The sequence below is a fragment of the Pedobacter sp. SG908 genome (assembly GCF_011759615.1).
Classification (GTDB): Bacteria; Bacteroidota; Bacteroidia; order Sphingobacteriales; family Sphingobacteriaceae; genus Pedobacter; species Pedobacter riviphilus.
Genome location: NZ_JAAOYY010000001.1, coordinates 2,876,850 through 2,891,094, shown reverse-complemented (window position 1 = coordinate 2,891,094; position 14,245 = coordinate 2,876,850). Strand labels below are relative to the sequence as shown.

At 37.7% G+C, this 14,245-nt stretch carries 15 protein-coding genes; 10 read left to right on the top strand and 5 right to left on the bottom strand.

What is annotated here, in order from left to right:
• The first annotated feature begins 8 nt into the window (after nucleotides 1-8).
• Complete coding sequence (locus FHT21_RS11770; protein ID WP_167294852.1) at nucleotides 9-548, top strand: hypothetical protein; 540 nt, start codon at nucleotides 9-11, stop codon at nucleotides 546-548.
• On the opposite strand, the gene FHT21_RS11765 is transcribed toward FHT21_RS11770, so the two are convergent.
• Both FHT21_RS11765 and FHT21_RS11760 read right to left on the bottom strand, forming a co-directional pair.
• Nucleotides 545-1,006, bottom strand: a complete 462-nt coding sequence (locus FHT21_RS11765) for a DUF1801 domain-containing protein (RefSeq protein WP_167294851.1) — start codon at nucleotides 1,004-1,006, stop codon at nucleotides 545-547. The two genes, FHT21_RS11770 and FHT21_RS11765, sit on opposite strands and share 4 nt — an antisense overlap.
• Before the next feature lies 1 nt (nucleotide 1,007).
• Complete coding sequence (locus FHT21_RS11760) at nucleotides 1,008-1,451, bottom strand: DUF2721 domain-containing protein (protein WP_167294850.1); 444 nt, start codon at nucleotides 1,449-1,451, stop codon at nucleotides 1,008-1,010.
• Between the two features lie 207 nt (nucleotides 1,452-1,658).
• On the opposite strand from FHT21_RS11760, the gene FHT21_RS11755 reads away from it, so the two are divergent.
• The 6 genes from FHT21_RS11755 (at nucleotide 1,659) to FHT21_RS11730 (ending at nucleotide 9,704) form a co-directional block, all read left to right on the top strand.
• A complete protein-coding gene (locus FHT21_RS11755) occupies nucleotides 1,659-3,287 on the top strand; it encodes an acyl-CoA carboxylase subunit beta (RefSeq protein ID WP_167294849.1) in 1,629 nt (542 codons plus the stop codon).
• A gap of 142 nt (nucleotides 3,288-3,429) precedes the next feature.
• Nucleotides 3,430-4,590 (top strand): dipeptidase, encoded by a 1,161-nt coding sequence (locus FHT21_RS11750; protein WP_167294848.1) that lies wholly within the window; start codon nucleotides 3,430-3,432, stop codon nucleotides 4,588-4,590.
• A 174-nt stretch (nucleotides 4,591-4,764) separates the two neighbouring features.
• Complete coding sequence (gene trxB / locus FHT21_RS11745; RefSeq protein ID WP_113951968.1) at nucleotides 4,765-5,721, top strand: thioredoxin-disulfide reductase; 957 nt, start codon at nucleotides 4,765-4,767, stop codon at nucleotides 5,719-5,721.
• Between the two features lie 816 nt (nucleotides 5,722-6,537).
• Nucleotides 6,538-8,448, top strand: coding sequence for a family 20 glycosylhydrolase (locus tag FHT21_RS11740; RefSeq protein ID WP_167294847.1), 1,911 nt, complete (start codon nucleotides 6,538-6,540; stop codon nucleotides 8,446-8,448).
• 60 nt (nucleotides 8,449-8,508) lie between these two features.
• The gene (locus FHT21_RS11735; protein ID WP_167294846.1) at nucleotides 8,509-9,135 is read left to right on the top strand and encodes a hypothetical protein; all 627 of its coding nucleotides are present in this window, start codon (nucleotides 8,509-8,511) and stop codon (nucleotides 9,133-9,135) included.
• 197 nt (nucleotides 9,136-9,332) lie between these two features.
• Nucleotides 9,333-9,704 carry a diacylglycerol kinase family protein gene (locus FHT21_RS11730; protein WP_167294845.1) on the top strand — a complete coding sequence of 124 codons (372 nt, stop codon included), beginning with the start codon at nucleotides 9,333-9,335 and terminating at the stop codon, nucleotides 9,702-9,704.
• Here FHT21_RS11730 and FHT21_RS11725 read toward each other — a convergent pair.
• The 3 genes from FHT21_RS11725 to FHT21_RS11715 form a co-directional block, all read right to left on the bottom strand.
• Nucleotides 9,693-10,259: a DUF922 domain-containing protein gene (locus tag FHT21_RS11725; RefSeq protein WP_167294844.1), complete on the bottom strand. Its 567-nt coding sequence runs from the start codon at nucleotides 10,257-10,259 to the stop codon at nucleotides 9,693-9,695. The genes FHT21_RS11730 and FHT21_RS11725 overlap by 12 nt on opposite strands.
• Nucleotides 10,260-10,346: 87 nt before the next feature.
• Nucleotides 10,347-10,946 carry a hypothetical protein gene (locus tag FHT21_RS11720; RefSeq protein ID WP_167294843.1) on the bottom strand — a complete coding sequence of 200 codons (600 nt, stop codon included), beginning with the start codon at nucleotides 10,944-10,946 and terminating at the stop codon, nucleotides 10,347-10,349.
• Nucleotides 10,933-11,430, bottom strand: coding sequence for an RNA polymerase sigma factor (locus tag FHT21_RS11715; RefSeq protein ID WP_086546642.1), 498 nt, complete (start codon nucleotides 11,428-11,430; stop codon nucleotides 10,933-10,935). Before FHT21_RS11715 ends, FHT21_RS11720 begins: the two co-directional genes overlap by 14 nt.
• A 303-nt stretch (nucleotides 11,431-11,733) precedes the next feature.
• Here FHT21_RS11715 and FHT21_RS11710 point away from each other — a divergent pair, with 303 nt between their 5' ends.
• From FHT21_RS11710 to FHT21_RS11700, 3 genes are all read left to right on the top strand, one after another.
• Nucleotides 11,734-13,119, top strand: a complete 1,386-nt coding sequence (locus FHT21_RS11710; RefSeq protein WP_167294842.1) for a dicarboxylate/amino acid:cation symporter — start codon at nucleotides 11,734-11,736, stop codon at nucleotides 13,117-13,119.
• A 97-nt stretch (nucleotides 13,120-13,216) separates the two neighbouring features.
• Nucleotides 13,217-13,717, top strand: a complete 501-nt coding sequence (locus tag FHT21_RS11705; RefSeq protein WP_167294841.1) for a hypothetical protein — start codon at nucleotides 13,217-13,219, stop codon at nucleotides 13,715-13,717.
• Between the two features lie 162 nt (nucleotides 13,718-13,879).
• Nucleotides 13,880-14,242, top strand: a complete 363-nt coding sequence (locus FHT21_RS11700; RefSeq protein ID WP_167294840.1) for a BlaI/MecI/CopY family transcriptional regulator — start codon at nucleotides 13,880-13,882, stop codon at nucleotides 14,240-14,242.
• The last annotated feature ends 3 nt before the right edge of the window (nucleotides 14,243-14,245 follow it).

Genomic DNA, 14,245 nt, shown 5'->3' with positions numbered 1-14,245 from the left:
ATGCGCTCATGATAAAAATCTTTAAATTCTTAAGTATCGTTTTAATGAGCCTGTTTATGCTGTACTGCCAGAGCAATAAGGAACAACATGCAGCAGCTGATTCGTTCTTGCCGATGCAGATTGGCAATTTATGGTATATGAATGCTCAATCCTATACCGAAATTCAGGATACTGTTCGGATTAATAAGAAGCTTTTTTATAAGTTTTATTCATTGGTAGGAGGCGATGCAGTGAGTACAGTTTATTTAAGGATCGACGAGCAAAATAAATTGATTGAGGGCTATCCCGATAGTCCTTTGAAAACTTATACAAGAGCTGATTTTAATGCAAAAATGGGCGATAAGTTTTTCACTACAGGAGAAAAGGATGAAAATGATAATGAAGTAACTGTGGTTCAAAAAACGGATACTGAAATGACTTTTTCGTTTGATCCAATTTATCATCCAAATTTAAAAGGACATCCATCGCAGGTAAAATACATAAAAGGTAAAGGCTGGGCCGAAAAGTTTAAAAAGCTGAAGATTGATGGTGTAGTTTATCAAAATTAGCCTTTACGTTTATATACTTTTTCATATTGTTCAATCCATTGTGCAGGCGTAATTTTTCTGGACAGCTCCGCAATTAAAGCATACGGAATATCGTCTGGCTTTTTAAAACGGACGCAACCTTTTCCCATATCGAGTTTGTATTTACAGTGTTTAGGATATTCAGCCTGAAACCATTCCAATAAATCGGTAAATGCATATAAACCCAAATGGTGCATAACAATAAAATTCTTTTGCGAACCAATATTGATAAAAGGTAAAGCTTGTTCTGGTTTACAGTGATAACCTGCAGGGTAAAGTGTTAAAGGAATAATATAGCCCAGCATGCCATAGGTAATCTGTTCTTCGAAGCCAGCTGGCAGGTTTTCTAAAATAGTATCTCTCAATTTCGAAACGGGTGCTTTCCTTTCTTCAGGAAGGCTGCTTAAATATTCTTCTGGTGTATTAACAGATAGTTGCATATCAATTTTTATCAAATTTCTTTTTAAACCTACTTACAATTGATGGATTATCGAGTTCCTCTAAACTGCTCAATTCCAGCTCCAGCGCTTTTGTACTGATCTGGATTTCAATCAACGAGAGGATAAGGGAGATCATAAAGAAAATCAAACTCAATGCGAAAAGAATTTCGGCAATCGTATTCCATTCCAGGTAAATAAAAAACATACAAAAAAGACAGCTCGCGAAACTGAGTACGCCAAAAGCCTGCATGTTTTTAATTAACCTTAACCGGTAACGCAAGTTTTCAATCTGTTGATGAAGTGCTGCATTTTTATCGCCATCTTCATATTTCGACTTTAAACTTCTCACCAAACTCGCCAGTGCCAGAAACCGGTTGGTATAAGCCAGCATAATTAAGCTGATGGCAGGAAATAATAATGCCGGTATATTTATGGTTAGTTCCATTCTTAGGGTTTACCCAAAAATATCATTTTATGTTGATATCTTGCCTGTTGGGTGCACAACAAATTACATAACCGATCGTGATCCTGAATTTATTTTCAGGATCTTTATGGTTAAAAAACTTAGCTCGCTTTGCGGTTAAACTAACCGATAGACCAGAAACCGTTTTGGTCAATATTGTTTTTCTAAAATTAAATTTAAATTGCCACTATGAATATCGAATTCAACAAAAACGAGGATGTAAATAAACAGCTGGTTTACGAACTTAAAACCAGACTCAAAAAAATATACTTGGGTGGTGGCGAAAAAAACGCTGCCAAACAAAAAGAAAAAGGCAAGCTGCTGGCCCGCGAGCGGATTGCTTATTTAATTGATAAAGATTCTAATTTTTTAGAGGTTGGGGCCTTTACTGCTGATGGAATGTACGCCGAGCAGGGCGGATGTCCTTCGGCTGGAGTGGTGTGCGGTATAGGTTATGTAAGCGGGAGGCAATGTATGATTGTGGCGAACGATGCCACTGTAAAAGCCGGAGCCTGGTTCCCCATGACCGCAAAAAAGAACCTCCGTGCACAAGAAATTGCCATGGAAAACCGCTTGCCTGTAATTTACCTGGTTGATAGTGCTGGCGTATATTTGCCTATGCAGGACGAGATTTTTCCAGATAAAGAACACTTTGGAAGAATGTTCCGTAATAATGCCATCATGTCGTCAGAAGGGATCGTGCAAATTTCTGCCATAATGGGGGCTTGTGTCGCTGGAGGTGCCTATTTGCCAATTATGAGCGATGAAGCAATGATTGTTGATAAAACCGGGTCTGTATTTTTAGCAGGTTCTTATCTGGTAAAATCGGCTATAGGGGAAGATGTTGATAATGAAACTTTAGGTGGTGCCACTACACATTGCGAAATTTCTGGTGTTACCGATTATAAGCATCCCAATGATCAGGCTTGTTTAGATAGTATCAGGAATATCATGAGTATGCTGGGTAGTCCTCAAAATGCAGGTTTCGATAGGATTAAACCTGCTAAACCTAAAGAAAAGGAAGAGGAATTATATGGTATTTTACCCGAAAACAGAGATAAACCTTACGAAATTATGGATGTCATTAACCGTTTGGTTGATCAATCTGAATTTGAAGAATACAAAAAGGGTTACGGACAAAGTATTGTTTGTGGTTTAGCACGTATTGATGGTTGGGCAGTTGGCATTGTGGCCAACCAGCGCACAGTGGTGAAATCGAAAAAAGGGGAGATGCAGTTTGGCGGTGTAATTTATTCCGATAGCGCCGATAAAGCTGCCCGTTTTATTATGAATTGTAACCAGAAGAAAATTCCATTGGTTTTTTTACAAGATGTTACCGGTTTTATGGTGGGCAGCCGATCAGAACATGGTGGTATTATTAAAGATGGTGCTAAAATGGTTAATGCTGTTGCTAATTCGGTGGTGCCAAAATTTACAATAGTATTGGGAAATTCTTATGGTGCAGGCAATTATGCAATGTGCGGTAAAGCTTACGACCCCAGGTTAATTTATGCCTGGCCAACAGCAAAGATTGCGGTAATGGGTGGCTCGCAGGCTGCAAAAACCCTGCTTCAAATTCAGGAGGCATCTTTAAAAGCCAAAGGCGAGGTAATTACATCAGAAAAAGAAGCTGAATTGTTAAAAGAAATTACTGATAAATATAATAGCCAAACCACACCTTATTATGCTGCATCGCGCCTTTGGGTAGATGGTGTTATCGATCCGTTGGAAACCAGGAAGGTGATTTCGATGGGTATTGAGGCCGCAAATCAATCGCCGATTACCAGGAAGTTTAATGTTGGTGTGATACAGACTTAGCTCTAATGTGCTGTTAGATGGTAGCATCTGACAGTTAAAAACTATATACATTTTATCACCTCGATAATACGGTACACCTAGTTTTTGAGCATAAGTTGCCCTGTTTTTTAGTGTTGAAAAACAATTAATATTATCTTTAAGTATGAAGAATATTTACCTTTTTCTTGGCCTAGTTGTTTTACAAATCAATCTTTTTGCCCAAATTTCTAAAATTCATCAAGATGCAATCGTTGTGGATACCCACGGAGATATACTCTTCAATCAGATCAAATCTGGTGTTGATATTGGTAAGCTTCAGCCAAAAGGAAATTTCGATTTAGTGAGGGCCAGACAAGGCGGTTTGGATGTTCAGTTTTTCTCCATTTGGTGCGATGAAACCGGTGGATATGCCGTGGCTAACCGTGAAATAGATTCGCTTTATAATTTAATTAAACGATATCCCGATAAAATTAAATTGGTAACAAGCGCTAAAGAATTAGAACAAGTGGTTAAGCAAAAAAAACTGGCTGCATTGATTGGTGTAGAGGGTGGACATATGATCGAAAACCGGTTAGATTATATCGATAGCTTAGCAAAGCGGGGAATGGCCTATCTTACTTTAACCTGGAACAATAGTACATCATGGTCGAGTTCGGCAGCCGAAGAAACTTCGGGTAAAGTAAAACCTGGAAATGCAGGCTTAAATAATTTTGGAAAAGAGGTTGTAAAACGGTTGAATAAACTAGGTGTAATGGTCGATTTATCACATGTGGGTGAAAGAACATTTTATGATGCCATCAAAGTTTCAACCAAGCCTGTAATTGTTTCTCATAGCTGTGCTTATACAATAAACCCCGTTCCGCGAAATTTAAAAGATGATCAGATTAAAGCTGTTGGCAAAAACGACGGGGTAGTCTGTATTAATTTCTACAGTGGTTTCTTAGATTCTACTTTTAATACTAAACAGAAAGCTTTCTTCGCAAAATATGATAGCGAGCTTAAAACATTGAGCGCCAAATATGGCAGGAGCAATGCAATAGATACATTAATTTATAACCACCAGGTTGATGCTGATACTTCACGTCCGCCAGTATCGTTGCTGGTTAAACACATCAATCATGTAGTAAAATTAATTGGCATTGATCATGTAGGCTTGGGTGCCGATTTTGATGGTGCCGAATCTTTCCCCCTGGGAATAAATAGCGTAGCCGATTACCCTAAAATTACAGAAGAACTTATTAAAAATGGTTACTCCGAACAAGATATTCGGAAAATTCTGGGAGGTAACGTAATTCGGTTGATTAGGGAAAATAAAGGGGAGTAATTTTTTGTGCATGTGTAATAGGCAGAGCCAGATGGAAACATCTGACCTAAAACAGTGCTTTTCGCTTGGCTTATGATGTTAATAAGTAAACTATGTTGACAATGTGCACTTGCCAGCAAATATTTAAAGCATTAAATTTGCGTTACGATTAATGAATTTCAAACACACAATATAATGTCACAAGAAAACGAACACGTTCAGTGTTTAATTATAGGTTCAGGTCCTGCGGGTTATACTGCTGCAATTTACGCAGCCAGAGCCGATTTAAAACCAATTATGTATACTGGTATGCAAGCTGGTGGGCAGCTTACGCAAACTACAGATGTAGAAAATTTTCCAGGCTACCCACAAGGAATTATGGGGCCAGAAATGATGGAAGATTTCCGTAAGCAGGCAGAGCGTTTTGGTACTGATATCCGTTTTGGTTATGTAAGTTCGGTAGATTTCTCTTCAACACCACATAAAGTAGTGGTTGACGAAATTAAGACCATTACAGCTGATACCGTAATTATTGCCACTGGGGCTACTGCTAAATGGCTAGGATTGCCAAGTGAGCAACAATACAATGGTTTTGGTGTTTCGGCCTGTGCAGTGTGTGATGGTTTCTTCTTTAAAGGACAGGATGTAGCCATTGTAGGCGCAGGAGATACTGCTGCCGAAGAAGCAACTTATTTAGCCAAACTTTGTAAAACGGTGCACTTATTGGTGCGTAGAGACGAGTTCAGGGCTTCTAAAGCAATGGTGAGCCGTGTATTGGCGACACCAAATATTGTGGTTCATTACAATACCGAAACACAAGAAATTTTAGGTAACGGTAAAAATGTAACCGCAGTTAAAGTTTTAAATAACAAAACTGGTGTTGAGTCTGATATCGCGGTAGAAGGTTTCTTCGTAGCTATCGGTCATAAGCCTAATACTGATATCTTTAAAGGCCAGTTAGATATGGATGAAACAGGTTATTTAGCTACTAAACCCGGTTCTACTTTAACCAATATCGAAGGCGTTTTTGCTTGTGGCGACGTTCAGGATATGTATTACCGTCAGGCAGTTACTGCTGCAGGTTCTGGATGTATGGCCGCACTTGATGCAGAAAGGTATTTGGCTGCTAAGGAACATCCTGTAGAGGCATAAAAACAATTTTAAAATATTTTGAAGAAGAGAAATCAGCAACGGTTTCTCTTTTTTTGTTAGAACCGTCCGCTCTATACGATAGCTATCAGTAGGAGTTCTAAGAGATGATTTCTCTTTTTTGTGATTGATGTTTTTTGGAAAGCAAATGCAGCAGCTCTTTTTATTGTCAGTCCTGCTTTCCATTACAAGTCCTCGCTGCGCTCCGGGCTTTGCATTGCAATCAGGTTTAAATACGCAGAATTTTGCTACTATTAAGGGTTGGATGGTACTGAGTTAATTTAATCTTTCTGCACCTTGCAAACCCAAATAGTACCACCGGCTGTGCCACCTAAACGCGACAGTAGTGGCAGCTCCCGATTTTTCATCGGGACTATAACGGATGGCGGGACTATCGTAATCCAAATGCTACTGTACCCGATTTTCCAGAAAAAATTAGTTGGCTAAAACAAAATCGTCATCTCGATGCAGTGCAATGGGGGGATCTGTCAGTAGAAGTTCTAGGGGGCTCTTTTTTGTGATTGATGTTTTTTGGAAAGTAAATGCAGCAGCTCTTTTTATTATCAGTCCTGCTTTCCATTACAAGTCCTCGCTGCGCTCCGGGCTTTGCATTGCAATCAGGTTTACATACGCAGAATTTTGCTACTATTGAGGGTTTGAATAGCATAATTCATTAGTTAATAAATCGATTTATGATGAAAATCGCTGAAATCAAACGTTTGATCCATATTGTAACAAAAATGTGGGATTTGTAATGTATCCATAATCTCTATCTTGGTTCAAATAATCAAAATAAATCTATAAAAACCAAAACACAACATGAACAAAGCATTATCGATTTTTATTGGAGTATTAATCAGCACGAGTGCATTTGCGCAGAGTGATCCTAATCTGGGTATCATACCTGCACCTGTAGCCATTACCAGGGCAAACGGAAATTTCATTTTAGATAAAACCACAGTTTTAGTAAATCAAAGCATCGACGGCGCAAAGATGACCGATTTATTAAACGCTTTTATCGTTACCAAGGCAGGTTTTGCCTTACGTGAAACTAAAATTACCCAACCTAACCAAAAAGCAATTGTTTTAACATCTGTTGGTGCAGATCAATTGCCTGCAGAAGGTTATACCATTAAAGTTACCCCGAAACAAATTGTTTTAACCGGAAAAGGTGCAGGTCTGTTTTATGCCGTTCAATCGGCAATGCAAATGATGCCTGATAAAGTTGCTGATAAAATTACTATCCCAGCCGTTGATATTAACGATTATCCGCGTTTTGCTTACAGGGGAACGATGTTGGATGTAGGCCGTCATTTCTTCCCGATTTCTTTTATCAAAAAATACATCGATCAGCTGGCTTATTATAAAATTAATACTTTCCATTGGCATTTAACTGATGATCAGGGCTGGAGATTGGAGATTAAAAAATATCCAAAACTAATTGAAATCGGTTCTTCCCGTAACGGGACAATTATTGGCAATTATCCAGGCAATGGCAATTACCTTACACCGGTTAAAGGTTATTATACACAAGAAGAAGCCAAAGACATTGTTAAATATGCCGCTGCTAAATACATTACGGTAATACCCGAAATCGAATTGCCAGGCCACGCTTCTGCAGCAATTGCCTCGTATCCAGAGTTAAGCTGTTTCCCTGACCGTGATACCTTTATCAGCGATAAAACACCATGGGCAGGTAGCAGGAAAGGTAAACAGGTACAACAAACCTGGGGTGTTTTTGATGATATTTTTGTACCATCAGCAAATACTTTTACTTTCTTAGAAAATGTGTTAGATGAAGTGATTGCTATTTTCCCTTCAAAATACATCCATATCGGTGGCGATGAGGCACCTAAAACCTATTGGAAGGAATCTACCTTTTGCCAAAACCTGATGAAAGAAAAAGGTTTGAAAGATGAGCATGAATTGCAGAGTTATTTCATCCAGACCATAGAAAAACATGTTAATGCAAAAGGACGATCGATTATAGGCTGGGACGAGATTTTGGAAGGTGGTTTGGCCCCAAATGCAACAGTAATGAGTTGGAGGGGTGAAGATGGTGGAATCGCTGCTGCACAACAAAAACACGATGTAATTATGACGCCAGGTTCTATGGGCTTATATATCGACCATAAACAGTCTAATTCTCCTGATGAGCCGGTAACCATTGGTGGATTCGCTCCTTATCAAAAGATTTATGCTTACGATCCGATTCCGAAAGTATTAACCGCTGATGAGCGAAAATACATTAAAGGTGTACAGGCAAATATGTGGTCTGAGTATATTAAAACCACAGCAAAAGCAGAAAATCATGCTTTCCCACGTTTATTGGCCTTAGCCGAAATCGCATGGTCGCCGGTTGAGCGTAAAGATTTGAAAAACTTTTCCGAGCAGCGTTTACCTGTACATTTGGCCCGTTTAGATAAAATGAATGTTAATTTCTGGGTACCTACACCAATTGGGCAGAGCGATAAACCTTTAACTGGAGGAGAATTTACAATTGATTTAAAAGCGCCTGTTGCCGGAGCTAAAATTTATTATTCTATTGATTTGTCACGTCCATCAGAAAATGCATTTTTGTACACCTCGCCATTTAAAATTACCGTACCGCAAGGCGAAAAAAGAGTATTAAAAACAGTTGTTGTTGCACCAAGTGGTAGAAGAAGTGTAGTCGCAGAAACCGTTTTAAATAACGGAGCACCCGAAGTTAAAGCAGATGCAAAGAAATAAATTGTTGCTTTAAAAAGCTAAAATACTTAATTTGGGGCAACCAAAACGTCCCCAAATAGAATGAAACTACCGAAATATACATTACAGCATCTTTTGTTAATAACAGGGATGCTGTTTTGTTTTGCATGCAAAGAAGAAAAACCGAAAGAAGTTAAGACGGAAGCTACAAAAGTTCAAAAGAATCCTTTTCATTTTTATAAGGATATAGAAGTAAAACCAGGATTAAATTTCGAAATTGTGAGCTGGGGAAAAGGGGTAGATTCTATAGGGGGATATCAGATTTTAATGTCTGATTCGGTTCGTAATAATTACAGGTCTGCTGCCATAGATCGTAAAGGTATTTTGATCGATGCCTGGAATATGGATTTAGACAATGATGGAAATCCTGAATTTTATATTCAGCTCTTAAGCAAAAAAACAGTTTCAGATTTAAATGTTTTTGAATATGCAGGCGGCAATTTCAATAAAATCAGCTTTCCTTCTTTAAGCGCCAATCAAAAGAAAGGTTATACTGGTAACGATAATTTTTTTATTAAAAATGGAGACCTATTCCGTTCTTTCCCGGTAAAGGATAGCACAGATAGTACTAAAACGATTACTAAGACCTATCAATATAAATTAAGCGGAAATAGTTTTTCTACGACTGAGGTGAAGTCTGAGGAGGGGAAAGGTAGAGGTAAGGAGTAGGGCAAAAGGTTTAGGATAAAAAGGATAGGGCGTACAGCATACAAAGCATCATGCTGAACTTGTTTCAGCAGCTATCTCTGTATCAAGAGATCCTGAAATGAATTCAGGATAACATATTTTAGTTATATCCACTTCGACGGTCGTTATGCCGACCCGTTTCAGCATCTTTATTGCCAAAAGGGTAAATTTAATAAACAATGAACAACCAAAAATTTTCAATTATCGATCGCATTAAAAGCTTTAAATTTGCTTTTAACGGGCTAAAACTGTTTTTTGTTAACGATCATAACGGAAGAGTTCATTTGTTTGCAGCCATCGTGGCCATTGGCCTATCTTTTTACCTCAAGATCTCCGATTTGGAGTGGATTGCTATTCTATCTGTTATTTCTGCTGTTTTTGTAGCCGAAATATTAAACTCTGCTATTGAAAAACTGGCTGATGTAGTTTCACCGGCACATCATCCCAAAATTAAAGTGGTAAAAGATTTGGCTGCTGCTGCGGTTTTGGTGGCTGCGTTCCTGGCGGTAACGGTTGGTTTTATTGTCTTTATTCCAAAACTATTTTTGTAATTCGGCCATAGCAGCCCTCGATTCTTCAATCTTATCCTGGATAATCTCATCCCATCGGGCCTGCATTTTATGATTACTGCCATGCTCGGTTTCTTCATCATAATTACGTTGCATAGTATCAAAATAACTACTGATCTGATTGGCGAGCTCAGATATTTGAGCTTTATAGTTATTTACAGCGTAGTTTCTGTTCTTCAACACCCTTTCGGCTTCTAAAAGTAAAATATATTGAATATCGGCATGCCCCTGTTCGTGATGTAAAAGACTGGCCCTAATTTCGGGGTCTTTAATTTTATCCCACTTTACCCACGATCTGGTTTTATCTATACTCACATCATTTTTAAGCTTAATAACAACACGGTTACGGTAAACGGTACTTTCGTAACTATACTTCCAGGTCATGGCAGTTAAAGCAAAAAAGGGCGAGCGCATATCAGCTTTACCTTTAAAGTGTGTTTCCCAATTCAGCTGAACCGGTTGGGTTAAATCTTGTTTAAAGGCAAATGAAAAGGGCAGGGTTAATAGTAATAATATCGGTATAATCAGTTTTTTCAAGGTCGTAATTTTTTTTTCAACGATGTCGCACCACGATCATCAGGATTTTGTGTGTTGAATTTTACAACGAAAAAACCGTGCCTAAAATTACTCTGTAACAGAAATCTGTCCGCTAATGCGCTCAAATTTCTCAATTAATAAAGCTATCCGTTCTTTTTCTCTACTCATTACAGCCTTTCGCAATATTGTTGAGCAGAATAGTATCCATGAAAAAGTTAACACAATTGCGGCTACTTTTTGCGGCATACTCAAATAGGTTAAAATTTCGATAAAATAAAATATAATTCCGAGTGATAGTGCAATGGCGTAAAACCAATATAAAGAATTGTATAGTTTGAAACGGTTTAATTGATATGTTTTTAAGTTGTTCAGGTATTCGTGTGGATGAGCGGTAGCATCATTTTTCGCAATCAAACGGTGATCGCGATATAGGATAAGCGTATATACACCAATGGCAACAATGGTAATGCTGATACCAACATGGGTTGTCCATGATTCGAAATGCATAAATATCCACAGTGCGGCAATGGCAATAAAAGATGCCAGCATTCCAAAAATATTTAAAGCAGATTTTAGCTTTAATCCATTTACTTCTTTCTTCGCTTGCTGCAACATCTCATCAGCAGAAACTTTAACTTCTACCTCGTGCTTTTGCCACAACTCCTGTATTTGATCAAACGCTTGCATACTGGCTATATAATTCTGTTAATTTTTGTTTAATTCGGTGAATTTTTACCCTTAAATTGCCCTCGCTTATTCCTGATATATCGGCAATTTCGTGGTATGGTAACTCATCAAGTACCATCGTAATAATCAAACGGTCATTCTCTTCGAGCTTCGATATACATTTATAGAGTAGAGCAACCTGTTCATTTTTCTCTGAAAACTCTTCTACCTTATTTTCTATAATGTTATCGGTTAATTCATCTTTTGCCTGTCTTTTTTCTGATCTCAAATAGGTTAAACAGGTGTTTACTGCAATTCTATAAATCCAGGTAGAAATTAAAGATTTGTTCCTGAACTTATCCAGATTTTGCCAAACCTTTAAAAAAGTTTCTTGTAAAAGATCATTTGCAGCGTCGGTATCGCCAGTATAACCATAACATAAATGGAATATCTTTTTGGAATTTGAATCGAAGATCTCTTTAAATAACTTGTCTTTTTGTTCCATTTAGGGGTTTATAGTTGCGTTTTAGATGGTGATGTACGTTTTTTGTTACAGCAGGAATCAAAAATAATATATTTTTTAATGTCATTGAGTTAAAAGTTCTTAACCACAGATGTGCACAGATAAGCACTGATTTTCATATCTCTGCGCATCCTTTCTATCTCTGGTTAATTTTTTTCTTCTTTGCCGAGTGGTTCTACTCGCCAGCATTGATGCATTTTTTGATCTCTCCTATTATCAAAATTTGTTACACGCTGTAAATATCGTAGTTTTACCAAATTAAGTTGCCACAAACTTTTTATATTCATGAAGAAAAACAAACTCACGCTTTTTATTTTTATAGCGCTGATTGCAGGAATTGCACTGGGCTATATTTTAAATGTAAATTCCATTAACGTTTACAACCAGAATATCCTTAATGCTGACGCAAAGGTTAAAAGTATAGAAGTAAATATTGCAAAATCGACCGATACGACCAGTGCGGTTTATGCACAACTCAAGGCTGACAAAAAAGCTGCCGCTAAAATCAAAAAAGAAAACGAGGGGATAAGAGAGAAAAAACTGGAATTTTTTACCTTGTTGAGTGATATTTTTCTACGCCTGATTAAAATGATTGTTGCACCATTGGTATTTACTACCCTGGTTGTTGGTGTTGCTAAAGTAGGCGATATTAAAGCAGTGGGCCGTATTGGCGGTAAAACGCTGGGCTGGTTTTTAACCATGTCGCTAATGTCGCTTGTACTGGGAATGATTTTGGTGAATTTATTTGAGCCCGGAAAACACATGAAATTATCGCTGCCTGATCATTTGGTTGATACGGGGATACAAAAGGCAGCCATGAGTGTAAAAGATTTTATTGCGCACGTATTCCCAAAGAGTATTGTAGAGTCGATGGCGGATAACGAAATTCTTCAAATTGTAGTTTTCTCATTATTCTTTGGGGTGGCTACAGCAGCAATCGGCGATTTAGGGCAGATTGTGATTAAAGCTTTTGATGCCATTGCACACGTCATCTTAAAAATGACAGGCTATGTAATGAACTTTGCACCGCTAGCTGTTTTTGGCGCCATGACGGCTATTATTGCCAAACAAGGCTTAAGTGTGTTAAATACTTATGCCATTTTTATCGGTGAGTTTTACTTTGGGTTAGCCATTCTTTGGGGATTATTGATATTCCTTGGCTTCCTGGTACTGAAAAAACGTATCTTCCGTTTGGTAAACGATATGAAAGAGCCGGCAGTATTGGCTTTTAGTACAGCCAGTAGCGAAGCTGCTTACCCTAAAACCATGCTGTTGTTAGAACGTTTTGGTTGTAAAGATAAAATTGTAAGCTTTGTGCTGCCATTGGGTTACTCGTTTAACCTAGATGGTTCGATGATGTACATGACTTTTGCTTCCTTATTTATTGCACAGGCCTATGGCATTCATTTAAGTTTCGAACAGCAAATTTCTATGCTTTTAATCCTCATGTTAACCAGCAAAGGAATTGCAGGTGTACCGAGAGCATCATTAGTGGTAATTGCTGGCACTATCGCGAGCTTTAATATTCCGGAAGCAGGGCTAGCTTTGTTAATTGGTATTGATCCTTTATTGGATATGGGCCGTTCTGCAACTAATGTTGTTGGAAATAGCATTGCTACAGCAGTAGTAAGTAAGTGGGAAGGAGAGCTTAAAGAGAGTTCGGAGGCTTAAAGTTTGGGGTCTTGAGTCAAAAACATGCAATCATTCAAAATACTGGTCATTAAATAATTCAGTAATTCATTCATTCAATAATTAATTAATATAAAAAGTGTCAAGCAGGGGAAAAAAAATATTCTTAGCCATTACTATTATCGTTCCGATGATCATTTATTGTTATATCTATTACAAGCCAATTATACAGAATGCGCCTTTCCGTAAGGACGATTTTGTGTCAATGCAGTATAGCTATGGCTTAAAAGATACTTTGGAAAACACATATGATTCAAAAACTGGTGTTTACAGGTACGTAAATAATAAGGATTCAGTGGTTAACAAAAAGTTCTTTTTAACGAGCAATGATGTGTTATACATGCACAGAAAAGCAAATGAAATTGGCCTTTGGAATTTTCCGGATACCATTGGTAAAAAAAGTGATAAATCAAGGTTAGTACCGCGTTACGATATTACTTTCAATTATAAAAAAAAATCAAAACATGTAATCATTTATGGCGACTTTGATGGCAATCCAAAACTACTGGATGCTGCAGTACAAATGAGAAAAATCATTCAGGAAACTTTATTACAAGCTGAAAAAAGAAGCGGGAAGTAGGTTAGTCCGAATTCCTGAGTCCTCGGTCTGTAGTCTTGAGTCAAGGAAGGAAAATACAATACACAAGGTCGTCATTTCGCTGCATTTCAGTGGAGATGACGACTTTTTTTGTAATAGTTTTATTTTAGGATATTTTCGTATATTTACGATATATTCGTAATAATGGAAAAATTAACATTACAGGAAGAGGAAGCCATGCTGGCTGTTTGGCAGATAGGTAAGGGGTTTATCAAAGATTTTATGGATGTACTTCCCGATCCGAAACCACCATATACTACACTGGCATCAACCATCAAGAATTTAGAACGTAAAGGCTACCTGATGAGCGAACGTTTTGCCAATGCCAACCGCTATAGTGCAAAAGTGAAAGAGGTAGAATATAAAAAGCGCTTTATGAGCGGTTTTGTGAATAATTATTTCCAAAGTTCTTATAAAGAGTTAGTTGCTTTTTTTGCTAAGGATAAAAAAATAAGTGCGGAGGAACTTAAAGAGATTATAAGTTTAATAGAGAACCCTGAAAAGTAAATG

Bases quoted from the DNA above. Each gene is read 5' to 3' on its own strand.
- FHT21_RS11770 (WP_167294852.1), top strand. From the start codon at position 9: ATGATAAAAATCTTTAAATTCTTAAGTATCGTTTTAATGAGCCTGTTT.
- FHT21_RS11765 (WP_167294851.1), bottom strand. From the start codon at position 1,006: ATGCAACTATCTGTTAATACACCAGAAGAATATTTAAGCAGCCTTCCT.
- FHT21_RS11760 (WP_167294850.1), bottom strand. From the start codon at position 1,451: ATGGAACTAACCATAAATATACCGGCATTATTATTTCCTGCCATCAGC.
- FHT21_RS11755 (WP_167294849.1), top strand. From the start codon at position 1,659: ATGAATATCGAATTCAACAAAAACGAGGATGTAAATAAACAGCTGGTT.
- FHT21_RS11750 (WP_167294848.1), top strand. From the start codon at position 3,430: ATGAAGAATATTTACCTTTTTCTTGGCCTAGTTGTTTTACAAATCAAT.
- trxB (WP_113951968.1), top strand. From the start codon at position 4,765: ATGTCACAAGAAAACGAACACGTTCAGTGTTTAATTATAGGTTCAGGT.
- FHT21_RS11740 (WP_167294847.1), top strand. From the start codon at position 6,538: ATGAACAAAGCATTATCGATTTTTATTGGAGTATTAATCAGCACGAGT.
- FHT21_RS11735 (WP_167294846.1), top strand. From the start codon at position 8,509: ATGAAACTACCGAAATATACATTACAGCATCTTTTGTTAATAACAGGG.
- FHT21_RS11730 (WP_167294845.1), top strand. From the start codon at position 9,333: ATGAACAACCAAAAATTTTCAATTATCGATCGCATTAAAAGCTTTAAA.
- FHT21_RS11720 (WP_167294843.1), bottom strand. From the start codon at position 10,946: ATGCAAGCGTTTGATCAAATACAGGAGTTGTGGCAAAAGCACGAGGTA.
- FHT21_RS11715 (WP_086546642.1), bottom strand. From the start codon at position 11,430: ATGGAACAAAAAGACAAGTTATTTAAAGAGATCTTCGATTCAAATTCC.
- FHT21_RS11710 (WP_167294842.1), top strand. From the start codon at position 11,734: ATGAAGAAAAACAAACTCACGCTTTTTATTTTTATAGCGCTGATTGCA.
- FHT21_RS11700 (WP_167294840.1), top strand. From the start codon at position 13,880: ATGGAAAAATTAACATTACAGGAAGAGGAAGCCATGCTGGCTGTTTGG.